This window comes from Jeotgalicoccus meleagridis (assembly GCF_903994045.1).
GTDB classification, from domain to species: Bacteria; Bacillota; Bacilli; order Staphylococcales; family Salinicoccaceae; genus Jeotgalicoccus; species Jeotgalicoccus meleagridis.
In genome coordinates this window covers 222,107-244,021 of the sequence record NZ_CAJEWD010000004.1, presented here as the reverse complement: position 1 = coordinate 244,021, position 21,915 = coordinate 222,107, and the positions used below count along the sequence as shown (strand labels likewise).

Annotated in this window: 23 protein-coding genes; all 23 read left to right on the top strand. The window is 37.1% G+C overall.

Annotated features, from left to right (window positions below; all coding sequences use genetic code 11):
* Positions 1 to 172 precede the first annotated feature (172 nt).
* The 23 genes from JEOSCH030_RS03705 to folK all read left to right on the top strand — a co-directional run bounded on the left by JEOSCH030_RS03705 (position 173) and on the right by folK (position 21,903).
* Positions 173 to 1,018 carry an ABC transporter ATP-binding protein gene (locus tag JEOSCH030_RS03705; protein ID WP_185125268.1) on the top strand — a complete coding sequence of 282 codons (846 nt, stop codon included), beginning with the start codon at positions 173 to 175 and terminating at the stop codon, positions 1,016 to 1,018.
* 1 nt (position 1,019) lies between these two features.
* On the top strand, positions 1,020 to 1,724 hold the full coding sequence (locus JEOSCH030_RS03700; RefSeq protein WP_185125267.1) for an ABC transporter permease: 705 nt from the start codon (positions 1,020 to 1,022) through the stop codon (positions 1,722 to 1,724).
* Positions 1,725 to 1,852: 128 nt separating this feature from the next.
* The gene (ispE, locus tag JEOSCH030_RS03695) at positions 1,853 to 2,698 is read left to right on the top strand and encodes a 4-(cytidine 5'-diphospho)-2-C-methyl-D-erythritol kinase (protein ID WP_185125266.1); all 846 of its coding nucleotides are present in this window, start codon (positions 1,853 to 1,855) and stop codon (positions 2,696 to 2,698) included.
* 62 nt (positions 2,699 to 2,760) lie between these two features.
* On the top strand, positions 2,761 to 3,591 hold the full coding sequence (purR, locus tag JEOSCH030_RS03690; protein ID WP_185125265.1) for a pur operon repressor: 831 nt from the start codon (positions 2,761 to 2,763) through the stop codon (positions 3,589 to 3,591).
* 19 nt (positions 3,592 to 3,610) lie between these two features.
* The gene (locus tag JEOSCH030_RS03685) at positions 3,611 to 3,985 is read left to right on the top strand and encodes a RidA family protein (RefSeq protein WP_185125264.1); all 375 of its coding nucleotides are present in this window, start codon (positions 3,611 to 3,613) and stop codon (positions 3,983 to 3,985) included.
* 81 nt (positions 3,986 to 4,066) lie between these two features.
* A complete protein-coding gene (spoVG, locus tag JEOSCH030_RS03680; protein WP_185125263.1) occupies positions 4,067 to 4,492 on the top strand; it encodes a septation regulator SpoVG in 426 nt (141 codons plus the stop codon).
* Between the two features lie 104 nt (positions 4,493 to 4,596).
* Positions 4,597 to 5,949, top strand: a complete 1,353-nt coding sequence (gene glmU / locus JEOSCH030_RS03675; protein WP_185125262.1) for a bifunctional UDP-N-acetylglucosamine diphosphorylase/glucosamine-1-phosphate N-acetyltransferase GlmU — start codon at positions 4,597 to 4,599, stop codon at positions 5,947 to 5,949.
* A gap of 55 nt (positions 5,950 to 6,004) precedes the next feature.
* Entirely contained in the window at positions 6,005 to 6,946 is a 942-nt protein-coding gene (locus tag JEOSCH030_RS03670; protein WP_407929463.1) for a ribose-phosphate diphosphokinase, read from the top strand.
* A gap of 114 nt (positions 6,947 to 7,060) precedes the next feature.
* Complete coding sequence (locus JEOSCH030_RS03665; RefSeq protein ID WP_185125260.1) at positions 7,061 to 7,696, top strand: 50S ribosomal protein L25/general stress protein Ctc; 636 nt, start codon at positions 7,061 to 7,063, stop codon at positions 7,694 to 7,696.
* Between the two features lie 75 nt (positions 7,697 to 7,771).
* Positions 7,772 to 8,344, top strand: a complete 573-nt coding sequence (gene pth, locus JEOSCH030_RS03660) for an aminoacyl-tRNA hydrolase (RefSeq protein ID WP_185125259.1) — start codon at positions 7,772 to 7,774, stop codon at positions 8,342 to 8,344.
* Positions 8,337 to 11,807 carry a transcription-repair coupling factor gene (gene mfd, locus JEOSCH030_RS03655; protein ID WP_185125258.1) on the top strand — a complete coding sequence of 1,157 codons (3,471 nt, stop codon included), beginning with the start codon at positions 8,337 to 8,339 and terminating at the stop codon, positions 11,805 to 11,807. The genes pth and mfd overlap by 8 nt, the downstream gene beginning before the upstream one ends.
* Positions 11,804 to 12,979, top strand: coding sequence for a MazG family protein (locus tag JEOSCH030_RS03650; protein ID WP_185125257.1), 1,176 nt, complete (start codon positions 11,804 to 11,806; stop codon positions 12,977 to 12,979). The genes mfd and JEOSCH030_RS03650 overlap by 4 nt, the downstream gene beginning before the upstream one ends.
* Positions 12,969 to 13,241, top strand: a complete 273-nt coding sequence (locus JEOSCH030_RS03645) for an RNA-binding S4 domain-containing protein (RefSeq protein ID WP_185125256.1) — start codon at positions 12,969 to 12,971, stop codon at positions 13,239 to 13,241. The genes JEOSCH030_RS03650 and JEOSCH030_RS03645 overlap by 11 nt, the downstream gene beginning before the upstream one ends.
* Before the next feature lie 69 nt (positions 13,242 to 13,310).
* Positions 13,311 to 13,700 carry an FtsB family cell division protein gene (locus tag JEOSCH030_RS03640; protein WP_235962211.1) on the top strand — a complete coding sequence of 130 codons (390 nt, stop codon included), beginning with the start codon at positions 13,311 to 13,313 and terminating at the stop codon, positions 13,698 to 13,700.
* Positions 13,701 to 13,781: 81 nt separating this feature from the next.
* Positions 13,782 to 14,162, top strand: coding sequence for a S1 domain-containing RNA-binding protein (locus JEOSCH030_RS03635; protein ID WP_185125255.1), 381 nt, complete (start codon positions 13,782 to 13,784; stop codon positions 14,160 to 14,162).
* Between the two features lie 57 nt (positions 14,163 to 14,219).
* On the top strand, positions 14,220 to 15,452 hold the full coding sequence (gene tilS / locus JEOSCH030_RS03630; RefSeq protein WP_185125254.1) for a tRNA lysidine(34) synthetase TilS: 1,233 nt from the start codon (positions 14,220 to 14,222) through the stop codon (positions 15,450 to 15,452).
* Between the two features lie 4 nt (positions 15,453 to 15,456).
* Positions 15,457 to 15,999, top strand: a complete 543-nt coding sequence (hpt, locus tag JEOSCH030_RS03625) for a hypoxanthine phosphoribosyltransferase (protein WP_407929462.1) — start codon at positions 15,457 to 15,459, stop codon at positions 15,997 to 15,999.
* A gap of 72 nt (positions 16,000 to 16,071) precedes the next feature.
* Positions 16,072 to 18,138: an ATP-dependent zinc metalloprotease FtsH gene (ftsH, locus tag JEOSCH030_RS03620; RefSeq protein WP_185125253.1), complete on the top strand. Its 2,067-nt coding sequence runs from the start codon at positions 16,072 to 16,074 to the stop codon at positions 18,136 to 18,138.
* Between the two features lie 128 nt (positions 18,139 to 18,266).
* Entirely contained in the window at positions 18,267 to 19,139 is an 873-nt protein-coding gene (gene hslO, locus JEOSCH030_RS03615) for an Hsp33 family molecular chaperone HslO (protein ID WP_185125252.1), read from the top strand.
* A 70-nt stretch (positions 19,140 to 19,209) separates the two neighbouring features.
* Entirely contained in the window at positions 19,210 to 20,145 is a 936-nt protein-coding gene (cysK, locus tag JEOSCH030_RS03610; protein WP_185125251.1) for a cysteine synthase A, read from the top strand.
* A 134-nt stretch (positions 20,146 to 20,279) separates the two neighbouring features.
* Complete coding sequence (gene folP, locus JEOSCH030_RS03605; protein ID WP_185125250.1) at positions 20,280 to 21,071, top strand: dihydropteroate synthase; 792 nt, start codon at positions 20,280 to 20,282, stop codon at positions 21,069 to 21,071.
* Positions 21,071 to 21,436, top strand: coding sequence for a dihydroneopterin aldolase (gene folB / locus JEOSCH030_RS03600; protein ID WP_185125249.1), 366 nt, complete (start codon positions 21,071 to 21,073; stop codon positions 21,434 to 21,436). The genes folP and folB overlap by 1 nt, the downstream gene beginning before the upstream one ends.
* The gene (gene folK, locus JEOSCH030_RS03595) at positions 21,436 to 21,903 is read left to right on the top strand and encodes a 2-amino-4-hydroxy-6-hydroxymethyldihydropteridine diphosphokinase (protein ID WP_185125248.1); all 468 of its coding nucleotides are present in this window, start codon (positions 21,436 to 21,438) and stop codon (positions 21,901 to 21,903) included. The genes folB and folK overlap by 1 nt, the downstream gene beginning before the upstream one ends.
* Positions 21,904 to 21,915: the final 12 nt, after the last annotated feature.

Here is a 21,915-nt window from a genome sequence, read left to right as displayed (position 1 = left end):
GTACAATTGACCTTGTTTTCGGTACAGTTCAGTAAAATTTCATATCAATACAAGGTCTGATTACTACAATTGAAGACTTAATAGTTACAACTCGCCGGGATCTTATCGTGGCGTTTTTCTTTTTCTCCTAAGCTTGAAGAAGAACAAGACATCGAATTAGGAGGTTTTTTATATGAGCGTTATTAAAGTGAAGGAATTAACAAAAACATTTGGTAATGAGCGTGCTTTAAAAGGTGTTTCTTTTGAAGTGGGAAAAGGACAAATATTTGGGTTATTAGGCCCAAGTGGTTCAGGTAAAACCACAACGATAAAAATACTAACAGGTGAGTTTGAACCTAACTCAGGTACTGTTATCGTCAATGGATACAACCACGAACAGTTTGATAAAAATGACTATGTAAGTAAGTTAGGTATTTTATCAGATAAAAGTTCCTTATATGAGAGATTAACTGTGAAAGATAACTTGGAATTATTTAGAAAGTTATACGGTGCGCCGAAAGGTTCAGTAGAACGTGTGCTCGAAGACGTTGGACTTTTAGAAGAAATCAATAAAACAGTATCTAAACTATCTAAAGGGATGAAACAAAGAATACTGCTTTGTAAGGCAGTAATTCACAAACCAGACATTCTATTTTTAGATGAGCCGACTTCAGCCTTAGATCCGACGACTGCTGAAAAAATTCACGAGATGTTAGAAGTTTTAAGAGATGAAGGAACAACAACACTTTTAACGACACATAATATGGAAGAAGCTACGAGATTATGTGACCAGGTTGCCTTTTTATATCAAGGTATAATTCAAGATCACGGTGCACCTAATGAATTACGTCATAAATATAAGCGTAACCTTGTCCATGTCACATATGCTGATGGTAGAAATAAATCATTTGAAAAGACTTCAGAAAACGACAATTTATTAAAGACAGTGTTACTTGATGAACAAGCGATTGATGTGAGAACAGACTTTCCAACACTTGGTGAAGTATTTAAAAAAGTAACAGGTAAGGAGTTGTATTAATATGAATATCACTAGAATAATGGCAATTTTTGAAAAGGATTTAAAAGAATTCTTAAAGAATATGATGTTATTTACTTCAGCCTTGATTCCAATCATTCTCGCCTTTTTCTTTACTAATATAGGCGGTGAGACAGGAGAAGGTTTACCACCAGAGATACTCGCTATTATTGCAGGTGTGGTGTTTTCGGCAGTGTCATTCAGTGCGATTATGACAATGATTGCAGAAGAAAATGAAAAAGATACACTGAGAGGTCTACTGCAGTCTCCAGCGACTTTTATAGATATCATTCTAGGTAAAAGTATGGTGATTGGCTTAATGACAATCATCTCGCTCGTTCTATCAATCCTAGTGATTCAACCTGAGAATTACTGGACATTTGAGAACATTGTCAGTCTAATTTTACTTGGCATATTCTTTATAAATTTAGGGATTGGTATTGGATTACTTGTTGAGTCAGTGGCAACAACGTCCGTATATCTCATACCAATTATGTTTATTTTTGGTTTTACACCCTACATTGAATTGATAATCACAAATCCTGACAGTATTGTCGTTAAGATTGCAGAATATTTCCCGCTATACCAACATCTCTTTATTTTAAGTGGTGACGCAGGAATTAGAGAATTCATCATTCTAGCGGCTTGGGTAGCGGTCAGCTTCGTAGTTGTCTTATCTGCATTTAGAGCTAAGAAGACTGACGACTAATAGGATTAAGCACAAGCCACATCTATAAAGGTGTGACTTGTTTTAATTTAAGCACTTAGAGCCATAGAAATATGATAAAATAACGCATATATCTAGACGATTAAAAAATTAATAAAGGACATGGAAATATGCATTATGAAACAGCACCAGCAAAAATTAACTTAACCTTAGATACGCTGTACAAAAGAAATGATGGTTATCATGAAGTAAGCATGGTTATGACGACTGTGGATTTAAATGATAATTTATCTTTTGAAAGGCGAAAGGATCGGAAAATTGTTATCCAGTCTGATCATCAGTTCGTTCCGACAGATAGACGGAATCTCGCCTACCAAGCAGCTGAACTGATGATGGAGCGTTATCACATTGAAACTGGTGTGACGATTAATATCGATAAACACATACCAATTGCTGCAGGTCTCGCTGGTGGTTCAGCAGATGCGGCAGCGACTTTTCGTGGCTTAAACAGTCTCTATAATCTCGGAATAGAACTTTCGGAGCTTGCTGATTTGTCAGCTGAACTTGGTTCAGATATACCTTTTTGTGTTTATGGGGGGACTGCACTAGCAACAGGTCGTGGAGAAATTATTGAGCGTCTTAAAAGTCCGCCCCACGCTTGGTTAGTGCTTGCCAAACCAAATATTAGTGTGTCGACTAAGTCTATATATAGAGCACTTAGACCTGGAAAAAATAAAGCAGCTTCACAAGAGATGAAGACGGCTATTTTAAATGAAGACTATCAGTCAATTGTAAGCGCCTTAAAAAATGATCTTGAAGAAGTCACTGTTAAGAAGTATCCAGAAGTAAAAAAACTGTTAGAGAATATGAGGGTCTCTGGATCTGATGGAGCTTTAATGAGCGGCAGTGGTCCAACTGTTTTTGGAATTTGTCGAAAAGAGAGACAATCGATTCATCTATACAACGCCATGAAAGGCTGTTGTTCAGAAGTTTATCGAATAAGATTGTTGGGATAAGTAGGAAAATCCGAACTTATATGGTAAAATCATTACCAATAATGCGGATTAGGAGAAAGATTATGAAATTTAAACGCAGTGAACGATTAGTATATATGACTCAGCATTTGGTATCGAATCCAAATAAGTTAATTCCACTGACAACTTACGTAGATAAATTCAGCCAAGCAAAATCATCAATTAGTGAGGATATTAGAATCATTAAGGATGTTATGGATCAAGAAGGGCTTGGTATATTAAGAACAACAGCAGGTGCTAATGGAGGGGCGATGTTTATCCCTAAAATTAGTCTTGAAAGAGCTCAAGTCATCATTGATGACTTTAAAAAAGAACTTGAAGAGAGTGAAAGACTGTTACCAGGTGGCTACCTATATATGTCAGATATAATGGGGAACCCTAAAATGATGAATGATTTTGGTGACTTAATCGCGACGATGTATGGAGATGTTGAAATCGATGCGGTTGTCACAATTGCAACGAAAGGGATTTCTCTTGCTAACGCGGTTGCACGTAAGTTAAATGTACCAGTTGCTGTCATTAGAAAAGACAACAAGGTCACTGAAGGTTCGACTGTGTCTATTAATTATGTGTCTGGCTCCACACGTAAAATTGAAACGATGGTTTTATCAAAACGCACCCTAAAAGAAGGTTCTAAAGTATTGGTTGTAGATGATTTCTTAAGAGCTGGGGGATCTATCACTGGAGTAACGAATCTCATGGAAGAATTCAATGCAACAGTGGCGGGTGTGAGTGTCTTAGTTGAAGCGAAACAAGTAGCGAATAGACGCTTTAATGACTATACATCTTTACTCAAAGTATCGGAAATAGATGAGTTTAATGAATCGTTTGTAGTTGAAGAAGGTAACTGTTTAGATTACATTGATAATAAATAAAACAAATGGAGATGATAGCATGGAACCAATTAATTCAAATAAAGCACCAGCAGCTGTAGGGCCTTATAGTCATGGCGTTAAAACAGGGAATTTGTTCTATTCATCAGGTCAGGTACCACTAACACTGCAAGGTGAAATTGTATCAGAAGATGTTAAAGAACAAGCGAAACAAGTTTTGGAAAATATTGGAGCTGTGCTTGAAGCGGCTGAATTATCATACGAAAATGTAATTAAAACTAACATTTTCATTACTGATATGAACGACTTCTCGGTAATTAATAAAGTTTATGGAGAGTACTTTACGGGTAAATTACCAGCAAGATCATGTGTAGAAGTTAGCCGACTCCCATTAGATGCGAAAGTTGAAATTGAAGTCGTCGCATCATTTGAATAACTGTATATTTTAGTGGGTTCTTAAGTTAGATGCGGGTTTTACACAACAGATCTAAAACACAATTCTATGGAGGACAAACACATGAAAATAACAGACGTTAGACTCAGAAAAGTTAATAATCAGGATACCCGAATGAAAGCACTAGTATCAGTTACTTTTGATGATGCTTTCGTGGTGCATGATTTACGGGTAATAGATGGTAATAATGGCTTATTTGTAGCGATGCCAAGTAAACGTACGCCTGATGGTGAGTTTAGAGATATTGCCCATCCAATTAACACGGAAATGCGTCAGCATGTCCAAGAAGAAGTCATGCGTGTTTACGAAGAAACAGAAGATCCTGAAGAAAAAGTAGAACCTACGGTGGAGTCTGACCCTAGTGAGAGTGAAGAAGGTCCTGTAACTGATGAAGGAGAAAGTGATTCATCACTTGTACAAGATGAGAACATTTCTAGTGAAGACACACCAGAAGTTGAAGAAGATTTAGCAGATGAAGAAGAAAAATAAGTCAAATTTTAGGCCGGACCTTGGAGGTTCGGCCTAAGCTGTGTCTTGAAAGATATGGCCGACTGAAATATAATTAAAGCATCGTAATAAAATGGGGGTTAATTATGCAAGTAAGAGCGATTATTACCGCTGCCGGCACTGGTAAGCGCATGAATTCAAAAAAACCGAAAGTATTGCATGAGGTCGGCGGTATTCCAATGATTTCACGAGTAATAAACAATGTGAGAAACGCAGGTATTTCAGAGATTTATGTCATTATAGGTGAATCTTCTGAAGCGGTTAAAGAAATTCTGCCGGAAGGCGTTAAAGCGATTGAACAACAAGAACAGCTAGGTACAGCGCATGCAGTTAAACAAGCAGCTGAATTAAAAGACCTAGAGGGAGAAACCCTCGTTATTTGTGGTGACACACCACTTATCAGAACAAAAACTATAGAAAATTTACAAGAAGAGCATAGAAATACTGGCTTTAAAGCAACTATTTTATCTGCCCAAACTGATACTCCTGAAGATTTTGGGCGAGTACTACGTAAGGAAAACGGAACTGTTAAGGCGATTTTAGAAGATGCTGAACTAAGTGAAGAAGAACGTGGTATTAAAGAAGTCAGTGCAGGTGCTATGATTTTTAATAATAAAGCCCTCTTTAACACCTTAGAAAAAGTGGATAATGACAATGAGAAAAATGAATATTATCTGACTGATGTTATTGGACTTTTAAGCTCTAAAGGTCAACGTGTTGGTGCTTATGTAACTAGAGATGCTAATGAAATTATCGGTGTCGATGACCGTAAATTGCTAGCCTTTGCCTCCAGAATTTTAAGAGAACGAGTCAATGATGCACTCTTAGAAAAAGGTGTCACAATTATCGATCCCCTGAACACTTATATCGATGAAAGTGTTAAAATTGGTATGGATACTATTATTTATCCGAACACTGTAATAAAAGGTCAGACTGCTATTGGTGAGAACACGATTATTTCTGCTAACTGCGAAATATCTAACAGTATTATCGGTGACGATGTAGAGATTAAGCACTCTGTCGTGACGGATGCTGAAATTGGCAATGGTACAACAGTGGGACCATATGCGCAATTACGTCCCGGGGCAAAACTGGGTGAAACTGTTAAGATTGGTAACTTTGTAGAAGTGAAGAAATCAGTATTGAAAGACGGAGCCAAAGTGTCACACTTATCTTATATAGGTGATGCAGAAATTGGTGAACGTGCAAATATTGGTTGTGGTGCGATCACAGTGAACTATGACGGTGTGAACAAATTTAAAACAACGGTCGGAGATGATGCGTTTATCGGCTGTAATACGAACTTAGTAGCGCCTGTGACAGTTGGCGATCGTTCAATAACAGCAGCAGGTTCAACAATTACAGATGATGTTCCAGAAGACAGTTTAGCAATTGCCCGCAATAAGCAAACGACAAAAGATGGTTACTACAAAAAATAACTCTTGGAGGCGCAAAATGTTAGTTTCTAGCAATCAAAACAATAACTCTAACAAAATGAAACTATTTACATTGACCGGGAATGAACCACTAGCTGCAGAAATTGCAGATCATATTGGCATTCCATTAGGTAAGTGTACAGTCAATCGTTTTTCAGATGAAGAAGTTCAAGTCAACGTTGAGGAAAGTGTACGTGGTTGTGATGTCTATGTCATTCAACCTACTAGTCAGCCAGTTAATGAAAACCTGATGGAATTACTAATCATGATTGATGCATTAAAACGTGCTTCTGCCAATACTATTAATATTGTAATGCCTTATTATGGTTATGCTCGACAAGATAGAAAGAGTCGCGCTCGTGAACCTATTACTGCTAAATTAGTGGCAAATATAATCGAAACAGCTGGTGCGGACCGCGTCATCTCTTTAGATCTTCACGCTCCACAGATCCAAGGCTTCTTCGATATTCCTATTGATCACCTGATGGGCGTTCCAATTTTAAGTGATTATTTCTTAGAACATGAAGATATAAACTTAGATGAGGTTGTGATTGTTTCACCGGACCACGGTGGAGTGACTCGCGCACGACGTATGGCTGACCGTTTGAAAGCACCGATTGCAATTATCGATAAACGTCGTCCACGTCCTAATGTGGCTGAAGTGATGAATATTGTCGGTGAAATTGAAGGTAAGACAGCAATTATTATTGATGATATCATTGATACAGGTGGCACAATTAAAATAGCTGCACAAGCACTTGTAGATAAAGGTGCTAAGAGTGTGTATGCATGTTGTACACATCCTGTACTATCAGGACCAGCAATCGAACGTATTGAAGAATCAGTAATTAAAGAGCTTGTAGTAACGAACTCAATTCAATTACCAGAAGAGAAGAAAATCGATAAGATTACTGAATTATCTGTTGGAGAATTACTTGCTCAAGCGATTATTCGTGTTCATGAGCAAGAATCTGTTAGTATTTTGTTTGATCAAACGTGATAAATTAACATATTTTTTACAAAATGCCTAGTTTTGTGGTATTATATAGCGTGGCTATGTGTTAGGATAGGCGTTATTATATTTAGTTTTATTTGATGAAAGGTGGAAATAATTATGGCTAAGTTAGCCTCAAGCGTAAGAGCTGGAAAATCAAAACAATCAGAACTGAAAGAACTGCGTTTAAACGGTCAAGTACCTGCAGTTGTTTACGGTTATGAAACTGACAATATATCATTATCAGTAGACGAAAATGAATTCATTAAGTTAATTCGTGAAGTTGGACGTAACGGTGTCATCGATTTAGAGTTAGACAATGGTGCTAAACAAGTTATGGTCAACGACTATCAATTCGATGCACTTAAAAACCAAATTACTCACATTGACTTCATTGCTATTAATATGCAAACTGAAGTTACTGTTGATGTGCAAATCGAACTTACTGGAGAAGCACCAGGACAAAAAGAAGGTGGCGTAATCGAACAGCCACTATTCGAAGTGTCAGTAACTGCTAAACCAGCTGATATTCCTGAAACTATCGAAGTTGATATTTCTGAATTAAACATTGGTGATGCTGTTCACGTTTCTGATATTCGTGAAAAAGGCAACTTTGTTATCGAAAACGAAGATGACGATGCACTAGTTATCGTAAGTGCACCAACTGAAGAACCAGAAGAAGATGCTGAAGAAGTTGACGAAACAGAAGTTGAAGCAACTGAACAAAAAGACGAAGAGCCTGAAGACGAAGAATAATAATTATCCTGAACATTTTAAACAAACGGCGGTGGACTTTCCATCGCCTTTTTTAACGTTTATGAGGTGAAGAATATGAGATGTTTTATCGGACTTGGAAATCCGGGTTTGAAGTATGATAGTACTCGTCATAATATCGGTTTTATGGCAATTGACCAGTTGTCTGAAGATACAAGTATCGCCCTTGATCAAAATAAATTCAAATGCCATTATGGCACTGGATTTTTCAAAGGCGAAAAAATAATGCTAGTGAAACCCCAAACTTTTATGAATCTCTCTGGTGAGGGCGTTAGACCTTTAATCGACTACTACGGGATTGAACTTGAAGATATTGTGGTCATTTATGATGACTTAGATCTACCGCTTGGTCGTATTAGATTGAGACAAAAAGGTAGCGGTGGTGGACACAATGGAATTAAATCCTTAAACCAACACCTATCAAGTGAAAAGTATAATCGTATTCGTCTAGGAATTGATCGTCCTTTTCAAGGCATGACAGTAACAGCTTATGTTCTAGGTAAGTTTAGAAAAGAAGATGAGCAGGTTTTAAATAAGGTCCTAGAAAGATCTTCCGAAGCGTGTCAAAGCTTTGTCTCTGAAGAATTTTTAGATGTGATGAATCAATATAATGGTGATGTCAATGCATGATAAAGTTAGCGAACGTATACTAAATGATGACAGAGTTCAAAGCGTCTTAAATTATAAAGATAGTAAAAATTTATTAGTGACCGGTGTGAATGATGATTTTAAACCGGTATTTCTAAAAGAACTTACTGAACAATCCAAGCGACCAAATGTAATCTTTGTTGAAAATAACCATCATATGGAAAAGCTTGCCAATAGTATGATGGATATAATGGATGATGTGTACACTTTCCCAGTCGGCGATATTATGATCGAAAGTCTATCAAAACAAAGTCCTGAATTTATGAAGTCTAGAATGTCGACCTTATCAGCCTTGCTACATGAGAGAGCAGGGCTCTTTATCGTACCGATACATGGGCTTTTAAAACCCTTGATGCCTAAAGAAAAATTAGCATCTTATGAGAAGACTCTAGAAGTGGGTTCTATTATTAATTACGATGATTTTTTAGAGTTTTTGGTGAGCCTTGGCTACAAGCGTGTCAGTCAGGCGGATAACTTTGGTGAATTTGCTGTTCGTGGAGATATTATTGATATCTACATGCATGACACTTTTTTACGTATAGAGTTATTTGATGATGAAGTAGATTCTTTACGTCTCTTAGATCCAGAAACTCAGAGGTCTTTAGAGAATATAAAAGAAGCATCGATTGAACCTTATGCAGAATATATTGTAGAACCCAGTGAGCGACTAGAGCTATTAGAAAAAATTGAACAATTATATGAGGAAACGTCGAGCGGACTGTCTGAAGTAAATAAAACTGCCCTAGAAGATTATTACAATACAGTGACTCATCCTGATTTATTGTCGGATTACATCGGTCAGTTTGCTCATCTTTTAGATAATCACAATCAATCATTACTTGATTACTTAGGGCCGAATCATAGAGTATTTGCGGATGATATCACCGCGATTAAGTCTGCCTATGATGCAGAATTCGAAGCGGTTCATAATTATTTTTCATCAGTTTTAGAAGCTGGCCAAATGTTTAAAGGTGGCGCTAATTATTTAGAGGGTCAGTATGAGCGTTTACTTAATCTTAAAGGGGTTACCTATCTCAATCTATTTATGAAGTCTATGCCAGTATCGATTGGTGAAATGATTAAGATTTCTGTTAAACCGACTGAAATTTACTATGGTCAGTATGATATTTTAGCATCGAATTTAAATTCTATGTTAGAAAATGATTATTTAATCAATATTATTTTAAGAGACCAAGATGAATTAAATAAAACTAAGCAGCTATTAGATGACTTGAAAATACCTAGTTTTATAGAAGATATTCCAGTGGAATCAGGCATTGTACTTACGGTCGGAGAAACATCTAATGGGTTTATCTTACCTTACATGGCAACAGCCATCTTAACTTCAAAAGAACTGTATAACAAAACGCATAAAAAGAAAAAACGCAGACAAAAACTATCCAACGCTGAAAAAATAAAATCGTATCAAGAGTTAAATACTGGGGATTATATTGTTCATGTCCATCATGGTGTAGGCCGATATCTTGGCATAGAGACCTTGGAAGTTGGCGGTATTCATAGTGATTATATGAAGTTACAGTACAAGGGTACTGACCAATTATATATTCCGGTAGATCAAATGGACTTGGTTCAGAAGTATGTATCTAGTGATGATGGAAAACCAAAAATGCACAAACTCGGTGGTGTGGAGTGGAAAAGGACTAAAGCTAAAGTTGAAGCGAATGTTAATGACATTGCTGAAGAGCTGATCAGACTATATCAAGAAAGAGCAATGACCGAAGGCTTTAAATTTAGTCCTGATACAGAAATGCAAGAAGCTTTTGAAGCGCGTTTCCCTTACGAACCGACACCTGATCAGTTAGCGAGTATACACGAGATTAAAAACGACATGGAAGATAAAAAACCAATGGATAGACTCCTTTGTGGGGATGTTGGTTATGGTAAGACAGAAGTTGCTATAAGGGCAGCTTTTAAGGCAGTTCAAGATGGTAAACAAGTTGCTTTCTTAGTACCGACAACCATACTTGCTGCACAACATTTTGAAAGCTTAATTGAGAGAATTGAAGATTATCCAGTTAATGTTGCTTTAATGTCTCGCTTTAGAACTGCTAAAGAAAATAGAGAAACAGCTCAAGGCTTAAAAGAAGGTAGAATTGATATAGTCGTTGGTACTCATAAAATTTTAGGCAAATCAATAGAGTACAAGGACCTTGGACTTTTAATTGTGGATGAAGAACAACGTTTTGGTGTTAAACATAAAGAAGCGATTAAGCAACTTAAAAGTAATGTTGATGTGCTGACGCTAACTGCTACTCCAATTCCAAGAACACTGCATATGAGTTTAACAGGCGTGAGGGATTTATCCGTGATAGAGACCCCGCCTGAAAACCGGTTTCCTGTTCAAACTTATGTATTAGAGTACAATGGAAACTTCGTCAAAGAAGCGATTGAAAGAGAAATGGCCCGTGGTGGACAGGTCTTCTATCTGCACAATAGTGTAGCGACCATTTATAATAAGCAAGCACATGTTGAGATGTTGGCTCCAGACGCAGCTGTTGGAGTGATGCATGCTAAAATGACAGAAAAACAAATTGAAGAAACTATGCTCGCCTTTGTTAGAGGAGAATACGATGTACTCGTAACCACTACGATTATTGAAACGGGTGTGGATGTGCCAAATGCCAACACCTTAATTATTGAAGATGCAGATCGCTTTGGCCTAAGTCAGTTATATCAACTGCGAGGTCGTGTAGGACGGAGTAACCGAATTGCTTATTCCTACTTATTCCATCAGCCTAATAAGGTGTTAACTGAAGTCGCTGAAAAAAGACTCGAAGCAATAAAAGAATATACGGAACTCGGCTCTGGATTCAAAATCGCCATGAGAGACTTGAATATTCGAGGCGCAGGAAATTTACTTGGTAAAAATCAGTCTGGCTTTATAGATTCAGTCGGTTATGAAATGTATTCAGATATGTTGGAAAGTGCTGTTAAAGAAAAACAGGGTATTGAAGAAGCGGAAGAACCGGTCAATATACCAATTAACATTGAAGCAGATGCTTATATTCCAGCTACCTATATTACACATGAACAGTCTAAGATCGATATTTATAAACGCTTGAGACAAGCTAAGTCCTTAGAAGAGTTGAGAGACATCGAAGATGAGCTCATCGACCGCTTTGGAGAATATCCTAAGGAAGTTGAGACATTAATCGACTTAGTTAAGATAAAAATATACGCACTCACTTATGGCATCTATAAGGTGTCAGAGGATGCTCGTCATTTCTACTTGAATGTCTCTAAAAATGCGACAGAGGAAATCGATGGTGAGAAATTATTTAAAGATACAGAAGCGTTTAGTAGAAGCTTGAAAATTTCTGTTAAAGACCAAGAGATACGCCTTACCTTACGTTCGAAAAATATTAAAGAACTCACCGACTTAATGGCAGCGATACAAGACTCAAGAATGGAGGCTGTGTCATGAACACAATAAAAATCATTGGTTTAGGAACATCCGACGTGGACAAGATGCCACTCGGTGTTTATAAATCACTTAAAGAAGCGAAGACATTATATGTACGCACACTCGATCATCCTGCAATTAGCATGTTACGTGATGAAGGTGTGAAGTTAATTAGCTTCGATGATTATTATGAAAGTGCAGATGATTTTTCATCAGTCTATGAAAGAATCACTGAAACTTTACTAGAAAAATCTAAAACTACTGATATCACTTATGCAGTCCCTGGACACCCAATGTTTTATGAGACAACTACGGAGTTATTATTAAAAAGAGAGAAAGAAGCTAAAGTGAAAGTAGAAATTTCAGGGGGTCAGAGCTTTATCGATGATGTGATAACTGCTTTAGAAGTCCCAGTTAATGAAAACTTTCAACTCTTGGATGGCACGGACTTAAAAGTAGCTGACTTAGATCACAACAAACATACTTTAATTACTCAAGTGTATAATCAGCTATCAGTTAGTGAAGTCAAAGTGACACTGCTAGACTATTATGAATATGATGCACCAGCCTATTTAGTGGATAAGGCAGGTAGTGAGGATCAGGTCATCTATGAAGCTACTATTGCAGAGATCGATCATCAGGTCCCAGACTCTAATCTTATGTGTATGTATATTCCTAGACAAAATTCAGTCAGCTATGACGAAAAAAATATTGATTATATGATTGAAGTTTTTGATACTCTAGTGGGTGAAGAAGGTTGTCCTTGGGATAAAAAACAGACACATCAGAGCTTAGAGCGATACCTACTAGAAGAATCTTATGAAGTAATAGAAGCGATTGAAAAAGAAGATGATGATGGTCTGATCGAGGAGCTTGGAGATATTCTATTACAAGTGGCATTGCATGCAGCAATAGGTAAAAAAGAAGGGTATTTCGATTTTTATGATGTACTCAAGTCTCTAAATCAAAAAGTAGTCAGAAGACATCCGCATGTATTCGGAGATAGTGTAGTGGAAAACGAAGAAGATTTAAGAAAAGTTTGGGCAAATGCCAAAGCAAAAGAAGGCAAAAAACCAAAGGTTAAACACGAAAAGACTTACGCTAATATCGTGTTACCTTGGATGAAAGAAACCATTCATAAGGAAGTCAGTCCTGAAAAACTTGTAAAAGAAGGTGTAATAAATGAGACTTGATAAGTTCTTGAAGGTGTCTAGAATTATTAAGCGCCGTACACTCGCAAAAGAGATCAGTGAGGATGGGCGTATTGAAGTTAATGGACGTGTTGCAAAAGCCGGAACTAGTTTATCAGTAGGAGATGAACTTGTGATTCGTTTTGGACGTGCCATTGTAACTTATGAAGTACTTCAGCTAAACGAAAAAGCGAGAAAAGAAGATGCTGAAGGTATGTACAAAGTAATTAATGAAGAAAAAATAGAAAAAGAAACTGATTTTTAATAGAAAGACAGCCCATTTTGATGTATCTTGTATATAAGAGATACTGAAACTAGGGTGGTGTGACAGTCGGTGGATAACAAAGTAATTAGACTCATTAATAACTATACAAAAAAGCGTGAGAGTGAAAAGAAACGCCTTCAAAATGAAACTAGGGTGTCGCGCCGTAGGACCGTAGTTTTCGGAAGTGTGCTGTTGGTCATTGTCTTACTTCTACTATTAGTTGGAGTTAATCAGAAGAAAGCAAACCAAGAATTACAAACAGAAGTTGCTGCAACATCTGAAGTGTTAGATGAGCGAAATAAAAAACATGATGATTTGGAACAACAAATCAAACAGTTAAACGATGATAATTATATTTTAAGAATTGCTAGAAGTGAATTTTTCTTATCAGAAGAGGGAGAATTGATCTTTAATTTACCTGAGGGAGAAGAAAAAGAAAACAAAGAAGATAAGGAATAATCATTACATATGTAATGATTATTCTTTTACTTAGTGGTAATATAGAAATGTATAATGATTTTGGGAGGATAATATATAAACATGTCAGTTGAAGCGGGCAGTAAAGTTATCGGCAAAGTAACAGGTATTAAACCATTTGGAGCGTTTGTTGAGTTACCAGGCGGTAAAACAGGATTAGTTCACATCAGTGAAGTAGCAGATAAGTACGTAGAGGACATCAACGAACACCTAAAAGTCGGTGACGAAATAGAAGTTAAAGTGCTATCTATTGGAGACGACAATAAGATTAGTCTATCGATTAAAAAAGCACAAGATAAACCAAAACCAAAACCTCGTCAAAAAACGCCTTCTCCTGAAGATTTTGAGAAGAAATTATCAGGCTTTTTAAAAGACAGCGAAGAGAGATTGTCTACAATTAAAAGACAGGCAGAATCACGTCGCGGTGGTAGAGGTCGCAGATAATAAAGAGAAAGGGCCAGAGCTTCGCTCGAGGCCCTTTTGATTTTTAGGATGATGACATTGGACTTAAATTTAAAAATTAGATGGCAGTCAAATCAACATATTGCTTTAGCCCTGTCGGGTGGAATTGATTCTATGGTCCTATATCACCTTTTAACTACACACTTAAGAGATACATATGAAAAGTTGACCGTTATTCACGTGAATCATAATTTAAGGGAAGCCTCTAAGAAAGAAGCAGCATATATAAAAGAGATGACCGAAAAGGATAAAGTGCCTTGTCATATGACTACTTTGAACTTTCAAGGTGAGTTTTCCCAAGCTAGCGGAAGACGTGCACGTTATCAGTATTTTAAAGATATTACAGATGCGCACCAAATTGATTGGCTATTGATGGGTCATCATCAAGATGATCAAGTTGAGACCGTCTTACAACAAGTATTAAGTGGACGTTATCTTTTTCAAAATCTAGGAATTCCAGAAAACCGTCAAGGTGAACTTAATATTTTGAGACCGCTTATGGATGTGACGAAAAAAGCCATTAAAGAATATCAACATAAATATCAGGTAAAATACTTTGAAGATAGCAGTAATCTATCAGATGACTATACTAGAAATTATATTAGACATCACATTGTCCCTGCTATTGTAAGTTCAGACAGTTTGGATATCAGTCATTTGCTGAGCTTAAAAACAGATGTAAATGAATTGAGTGAAATCGCGACTAATCAAGCTAAAGATTTCTTGAAAAAAGATAATTATCAATTTTCGAGAGCTGCTTATAAGAATCATCCAGATCTCTTAAGGATCTATATTCTGAACACTTTATTAAATCATCACGGGGAATATGCATCACGAAAAATATTAGAAACAATAGATGTATTGTTAATAGATGGGCCCTCTCAAAGTTCCTATAAGTTAAAATGTCATCATATATTGATTGAATATGACAGAGTGAGTCTTAAAAAGGACACAAATAATCAGCGTTCTAAACCGCTGTTTGTTGAGGAGAGCGGTAAGTTTATTTATAATGATTATCGTATAGATGTGGATATGAATCCATCAGACTACCCGCTCTATATTAGAAGTAAGCAAGATGGAGACCGAGTTCCTTTAAAACAAGGCGGGCACAAAAAGCTAAGTCGGCTCTTTATCGATAAAAAAATACCTGCAAGTGAAAGAGGAATTATGCCTGTTGTTGAAAGTGCCGATGGGATAATTATTGCAGTTGGTTCTATTTATAATATAATTGAACCATCTGAAAACAGAACTTTAAGAATAAAGAAGGAGTAAGCGCATGACAATTAGAAATGATATTTCAGAAATCGTCTTATCTGAAGAGGAAATAAATAAGATTAATCAAAGACTGGGTGAACAAATTACTAAGGACTATGAAGGTAAAACACCAATAATGGTTGGTTTATTAAAAGGTTCGATTATGTTCATGGCTGATCTCATCAAATATGTAGATACACATATGGAAATGGATTTTATGGATGTGTCGAGTTATGTAGGTACAAAATCAACTGGTGAAGTTAAGATTCTAAAAGACTTATCAACTTCAGTTGAAGGAAGACACGTCTTGATTGTTGAAGATATTGTTGAAACAGGAACGACACTAAATTCAATTATTAAATTTTTAGAATATAGAAAAGTAGCTTCAATAGAAATTGTTACTTTACTAGATAAGCCGGTTGAAGAGCGCAAGCTAAATGTTGATGTGAAGTACATAGGAACTGAGATTCCAGATGGCTTTGTCGTTGGATACGGCTTAGATTTCGACCAAAAATATAGAAATTTACCGTACATCGGTTTATTGAAACCAGAATTTTACAGCTAAATCATATCATTGGAAGTTAAAGGTGTTTTTTGTTACTATTTTTTGTAATGTATTAGAAATGGAGGATTATGGATGCCTAAGAATACTGGCCGTAATATATTAATTATCGCTATCTTAACAGTTGTTATGTTTGGGATTTTCCAACGTTTCAACGGTACTGGCGGCACTGAAGAAGAACTCCAATATAATGAGTTCAGAGATGCCCTAGAAGCTGGCGAAGTGGCTGAGTTAACATTGCAGCCTGAAAATAATGTTTATTTAGTAAGTGGTCGCTTAACAGACCAAAGTGATACAGAATCATTTACATCAGTTGTGCCATATAATAGTGCAAGTGATATAGAAGAAATTACACAAACAGCACGTGAACAAGATGGGCTGACATTTAATGTTGAGCCTGAAGAGGAACCAAGTCCTTGGACTAGTATGTTATTTACTATTATTCCATTACTAATTATCTTCTTCTTGTTCATCTTCCTAATGTCACAAGCACAAGGTGGCGGCGGAGGCGGCGGTGGCCGCATGATGAACTTTGGTAAGAGTAAGGCTAAGCTTTATGACCAAAGTAAAAAACAAGTTCGTTTTGACGATGTGGCCGGTGCAGACGAAGAAAAGGCAGAACTTGTAGAAGTTGTAGACTTCTTAAAAGATCCTCGCAGATTCGACAAAATCGGAGCACGTATTCCGAAAGGGGTACTATTAGTTGGTCCTCCTGGTACTGGTAAAACATTAATCGCTAGAGCCGTTGCAGGTGAAGCAGGCGTACCATTCTTCTCAATCAGTGGTTCAGACTTCGTTGAGATGTTCGTTGGTGTCGGTGCCTCACGTGTACGTGACTTATTTGAGAACGCTAAGAAAAACTCTCCTTGTATTATCTTTATAGATGAGATTGATGCAGTGGGTCGTCAGCGTGGTGCTGGTGTTGGTGGTGGACACGATGAGCGTGAACAAACACTAAACCAACTACTAGTTGAAATGGATGGTTTCTCTGATAATGAAGGAATCATTATGATTGCAGCTACTAACCGTCCTGACATCTTAGACCCTGCACTATTACGTCCAGGTCGTTTTGACAGACAAATTCAAGTCGGTCGTCCAGATGTTAAAGGTCGTGAAGCAGTACTTAAAGTTCATGCTCGTAATAAACCACTTGATGAGACTGTTGACCTTGCTGCGATTGCACAACGTACACCGGGCTTCTCTGGGGCGGACCTTGAGAACCTATTAAACGAAGCGGCACTTGTCGCAGCAAGACAGAATAAGAAAGCTATAGATATGCGTGACGTTGACGAAGCTACAGACCGTGTGATTGCTGGTCCAGCTAAGAAGAGTCGCGTAATGAGTAAGAAAGAAAGAAATATTGTGGCCTACCACGAGGCAGGGCATACAATTATCGGTATGGTTTTAGATGATGCTGAAACCGTCCATAAAGTAACAATCGTACCGCGTGGACAAGCTGGTGGTTATGCAGTAATGCTTCCTAAGGAAGACCGCTACTTCATGACGAAACCAGAACTAGAAGATAAAATTGTTGGTCTACTCGGCGGTCGTGTATCAGAAGAAATTAACTTCGGTGAAGTTTCAACTGGTGCTTCAAATGACTTCCAAAGAACAACAAGCTTGGCACGTAGTATGGTGACCGAATATGGTATGAGTGATAAGCTTGGACCAATTCAATTTGGAGAATCTAACGGACAAGTATTCTTAGGTAAAGATATGTCTAATGATGCGAATTACTCCGATAGTATTGCTTACGAAATTGATCAAGAAATGCAAAATATCGTTAAAACTCAATATGAGCGTTGCCGTCAGATTCTAACTGAACATAAAGAGCAACTTACTCTAATTGCAGAAACATTATTAGAAGTAGAAACGCTTGATAGAGAACAAATTGAAGGTCTTTTCTACAACGGTAAATTACCTGAAAGAAACTACGATGAAGAAGATCACGATGTTGTAGATGATAATGATGAAAAAGCTGGCGCTTCATATGAAGAAGTTAAAGAAAAAATTTCTCATCATGATGAAGAAACACCAGAAGACGAACCAGAAGAACGTCCAGATATGGTAGAAGATAATGAAGATGAGGTTGACAGAGAACTTAAAGATAACGAAGATCCAAATAGAAATATCGATCGATAAAATCTTTAATAAGCGTAGCAAAGGCTACGCTTATTTTTTTGCTACTGAATATCAAGCATTAGAATTGACTATCTTTGACGTTTGATATATTATGCATGATAGAAAACAGGAATTATGGAGGAAATATTATGGCAGACCATCTGATTAGAGGATTGGGATTAAATGATGAAGTTAGGATTTTTGCTGTAGATACAACAGATACTATAAATGAAGCAGTCACAAGACATGCTGCGTATCCAACAGCTGCAGCTGCACTTGGTAGAACGATGAGTGCGGGTGTAATGATGGGCGCAATGTTAAAAGGTGATGACAAAAACACAATTACTATAGAGGGCGGTGGCCCAATTGGTGCGATTGTTGTCGACAGTGATGCACACGGTCATGTGCGAGGATATTTAGGAAATCCACAAGTTCATTTTGACTTGAATGACCAAGGAAAGTTAGATGTAAGAAGAGCAGTTGGAACTAATGGTTATTTAAGAGTAGCTAAAGATATTGGTCTTAAAGATAACTTTGTAGGTTCAACGGAACTTGTTTCAGGAGAATTAGGGGAAGACTTCTCTTACTACTTCTATGCAAGTGAACAGGTGCCATCAATTGTTGCACTTGGAGTACTAGTCAACCCAGATAATACGATTCAAGCAGCAGGTGGTTTTATCATCCAAGTATTACCATCAGCTAGTGAAGAGACTATTAATTGGCTCAATGACCGAGCGAAAGAGATGACACCAGTATCTAAGCTATTAGCTGAAGGTTTAAGTCCGAATGAAATAATCGATCAAGCTATTGGTAAAGAAAATTGGCGTCAATTAAGTGAGATGCCAGTAAGCTTTGAGTGTAACTGTTCTAAAGAACGCTTCATCAATGCAATTGCTGCCCTAGATCCAAAAGAGATTATGGCAATGATTAAAGAAGATGGTGGAGCAGAAGCTGATTGTCACTTCTGTCGCAATAAAGAATGGATTACTAAAGAAGAATTAACAGAACTTATCACACACTAATTAATTGAATTTGACTCCTATTAATGATATGTTAATCATAGTTACAAACTAGGAATAGGAGTGTTTAATTGTGAGTGGAGTCTATAATAATATTTTAGAAACAATTGGGAATACGCCGTTAGTAAAACTTAATAATTTAACTGATGAAAACTCTGCAAATGTCTATGTTAAAGTAGAATTTATGAATCCAGGTAGTTCTGTAAAAGATCGTATTGCGCTTCATATGATTGAAACTGCTGAAAAAGAAGGAAAAATCAACAAGGATACTACAATTGTTGAACCGACAAGTGGGAATACTGGAATTGGACTGGCAATGGTAGCTGCTGCTAAAGGTTACAAAGCAGTCTTAGTTATGCCAGATACAATGAGTAAAGAACGCCGTAACCTCTTAAAAGCTTATGGGGCAGAGCTTGTCTTAACGCCTGGTGCGGATGGTATGAAAGGTGCAATTAAAAAAGCAGGAGAATTAGCTGAAAAAGAAAACTTCTTTATGCCACAGCAATTTGAAAACCCTGCAAACCCTGAAATTCATGCCAAAACAACAGGTAAAGAGCTTGTTGAACAAGCTAATGGTGCAGGCTTCAATATCGATGCCTTTGTTTCTGGTATCGGTACAGGTGGTACTATTACAGGTGCTGGTAAAGTTCTAAAAGAGAACTTTAAAGATGTAAAAATTATTGCGGTTGAACCAACTGACTCAGCGATTTTAAGTGGTGAAGAACCAGGACCACACAAAATTCAAGGAATCGGTGCAGGTTTCGTTCCAGGTACACTGGATACTGATATTTATGACGAAATCATTACTATCGAGAACGATGAATCAATGGATACAGCAAGAGCTCTTGGTAGAGAAGAAGGTATCTTAGGTGGAATTTCATCTGGTGCTGCAGTCTTAGCTGGTCTTAGAGTAGCAAAAGAACTCGGTCCAGATAAAAACGTTGTTGTTGTTCTACCGTCTAATGGAGAAAGATATTTATCTACTCCTCTATTTAACTTTGAAGATTAAAATTCATTTAAAAACCTCGTCCATTTGGACGAGGTTTTTTTACTTTCTTAGAATATAGAGCAGACTGACAAGCAAGTGAAAATAAACATGTTATAATATGACTATTCAATTTAATTAAGTAGAGGTTGTTGTAGATGGATAGATTGAAAGTTATGGGTATCTTAAATACGACACCAGATTCCTTTAGTGATGGTGGTCGATACAATACCGTTGAAGCAGCAGTTCAACGTGCTAAAGAAATGGTCAAAGAGGGTGTGGATATCATAGATGTTGGAGGATATTCAACACGTCCTGGTGGCTATACAGAGATTTCTATTGATACTGAGATTGAACGTACTGTACCTGTTGTTAAAGCAATCAGACAGGCAGGTATTACTGTAGACATTTCTGTGGATACCTTTCGCTCAGAAGTTGCAAGAGCAGTATTAGAAGCAGGCGCTACTATGATCAATGATCAATGGAGAGGTTTATATGACGAGAAAATTTTAGATGTTGTAGCAGAGTTTGATGCGCCAATTTTCTTAATGCATAATAACGAGCATGCGAGCTATAATGATGTGGTTTTAGATATGATCAAGGAGCTAGAAGAATCTGCTGATAAGGCACTAGCTAAAGGTGTTAAAAAAGAAAATATATGGTTGGATCCAGGCATCGGCTTTGTGAAATCTAGAGAAGAAGATATAACGGTCATGCGTAACTTAAAAGCTTTAGTAGATACTGGTTACCCAATTCTGTTAGCGACGAGTCGTAAGCGTATGGTTAAAAAGCTGATTGGTTATGAAACAGACGCGGATGAAAGAGATGCAGCAACGCTTGCGACAACGATAATGGGTATTGAAGCTGGTGTGAAAGCTGTGCGCGTTCATAATGTTAAAATGAACAGGCAAGGTGCGGATGTCTTCATGAAATTAAAAGGTGATTTATAATGGATAAAATTCATATTAATGGTATTAAGATTTACTCGTATCACGGGGCAATCAAAGAAGAAAGAGTGCTGGGACAATATTTTATTATAGATCTCGTACTGCACTTAGATTTGTCAATGGCGGCTAGAACTGACGATTTATCACAAACTGTTCATTATGGTGAAGTCTATGAACTAGTTGAAACAATCGTCAAAGGAGAAGCGGTAAGTTTAATAGAGCATTTAGCAGGAAAAATCAATGCACAGCTGTTTGACCGATATGCTAAAATAGTAGAGGTAGAAACCACTATTACAAAACCTAACCCACCAATTGACGGTAATTACGACAGTGTGGGAATCACCTTAAAAGGAAAGCGGGAAAGATAATGGCAATTGCGTATCTTGGACTCGGTAGCAACGTCGGGGATAGAAAAGATAACTTAAAACAAGCGATAAATAAAATATCTGAAGTGACCGGCATTGAAGTGACAAAGATTTCTTCACGATACGAAACCAAACCTTATGGTAAGACAGATCAACCAGACTTTATTAATATGGCAATCGAAATAGACACCAATTTATCGCCATTAGATTTATTGGAAACAGTGCTCGGTATTGAACATGAACTAGGTCGAGTGAGAACAGAGGTATGGGGACCTAGAACAATCGATATTGACATTCTTCTCTATGAAGATTTGGAATTGGATTTGGCAGATTTAAAAGTGCCACATCCAGAAATGCATTTACGTTCATTTGTCATCGATCCAATGGATGAAATAGCGAGTAAGAGAGAGCACCCTAAATTGCATATTTCAATTGGTAAGATTAAAGAAAATTTAGATAATGAACAATAAATTCACGAAAAA

Bases quoted from the DNA above. Each gene is read 5' to 3' on its own strand.
- JEOSCH030_RS03705 (WP_185125268.1), top strand. From the start codon at position 173: ATGAGCGTTATTAAAGTGAAGGAATTAACAAAAACATTTGGTAATGAG.
- JEOSCH030_RS03700 (WP_185125267.1), top strand. From the start codon at position 1,020: ATGAATATCACTAGAATAATGGCAATTTTTGAAAAGGATTTAAAAGAA.
- ispE (WP_185125266.1), top strand. From the start codon at position 1,853: ATGCATTATGAAACAGCACCAGCAAAAATTAACTTAACCTTAGATACG.
- purR (WP_185125265.1), top strand. From the start codon at position 2,761: ATGAAATTTAAACGCAGTGAACGATTAGTATATATGACTCAGCATTTG.
- JEOSCH030_RS03685 (WP_185125264.1), top strand. From the start codon at position 3,611: ATGGAACCAATTAATTCAAATAAAGCACCAGCAGCTGTAGGGCCTTAT.
- spoVG (WP_185125263.1), top strand. From the start codon at position 4,067: ATGAAAATAACAGACGTTAGACTCAGAAAAGTTAATAATCAGGATACC.
- glmU (WP_185125262.1), top strand. From the start codon at position 4,597: ATGCAAGTAAGAGCGATTATTACCGCTGCCGGCACTGGTAAGCGCATG.
- JEOSCH030_RS03670 (WP_407929463.1), top strand. From the start codon at position 6,005: ATGAAACTATTTACATTGACCGGGAATGAACCACTAGCTGCAGAAATT.
- JEOSCH030_RS03665 (WP_185125260.1), top strand. From the start codon at position 7,061: ATGGCTAAGTTAGCCTCAAGCGTAAGAGCTGGAAAATCAAAACAATCA.
- pth (WP_185125259.1), top strand. From the start codon at position 7,772: ATGAGATGTTTTATCGGACTTGGAAATCCGGGTTTGAAGTATGATAGT.
- mfd (WP_185125258.1), top strand. From the start codon at position 8,337: ATGCATGATAAAGTTAGCGAACGTATACTAAATGATGACAGAGTTCAA.
- JEOSCH030_RS03650 (WP_185125257.1), top strand. From the start codon at position 11,804: ATGAACACAATAAAAATCATTGGTTTAGGAACATCCGACGTGGACAAG.
- JEOSCH030_RS03645 (WP_185125256.1), top strand. From the start codon at position 12,969: ATGAGACTTGATAAGTTCTTGAAGGTGTCTAGAATTATTAAGCGCCGT.
- JEOSCH030_RS03635 (WP_185125255.1), top strand. From the start codon at position 13,782: ATGTCAGTTGAAGCGGGCAGTAAAGTTATCGGCAAAGTAACAGGTATT.
- hpt (WP_407929462.1), top strand. From the start codon at position 15,457: ATGACAATTAGAAATGATATTTCAGAAATCGTCTTATCTGAAGAGGAA.
- ftsH (WP_185125253.1), top strand. From the start codon at position 16,072: ATGCCTAAGAATACTGGCCGTAATATATTAATTATCGCTATCTTAACA.
- hslO (WP_185125252.1), top strand. From the start codon at position 18,267: ATGGCAGACCATCTGATTAGAGGATTGGGATTAAATGATGAAGTTAGG.
- folP (WP_185125250.1), top strand. From the start codon at position 20,280: ATGGATAGATTGAAAGTTATGGGTATCTTAAATACGACACCAGATTCC.
- folB (WP_185125249.1), top strand. From the start codon at position 21,071: ATGGATAAAATTCATATTAATGGTATTAAGATTTACTCGTATCACGGG.
- folK (WP_185125248.1), top strand. From the start codon at position 21,436: ATGGCAATTGCGTATCTTGGACTCGGTAGCAACGTCGGGGATAGAAAA.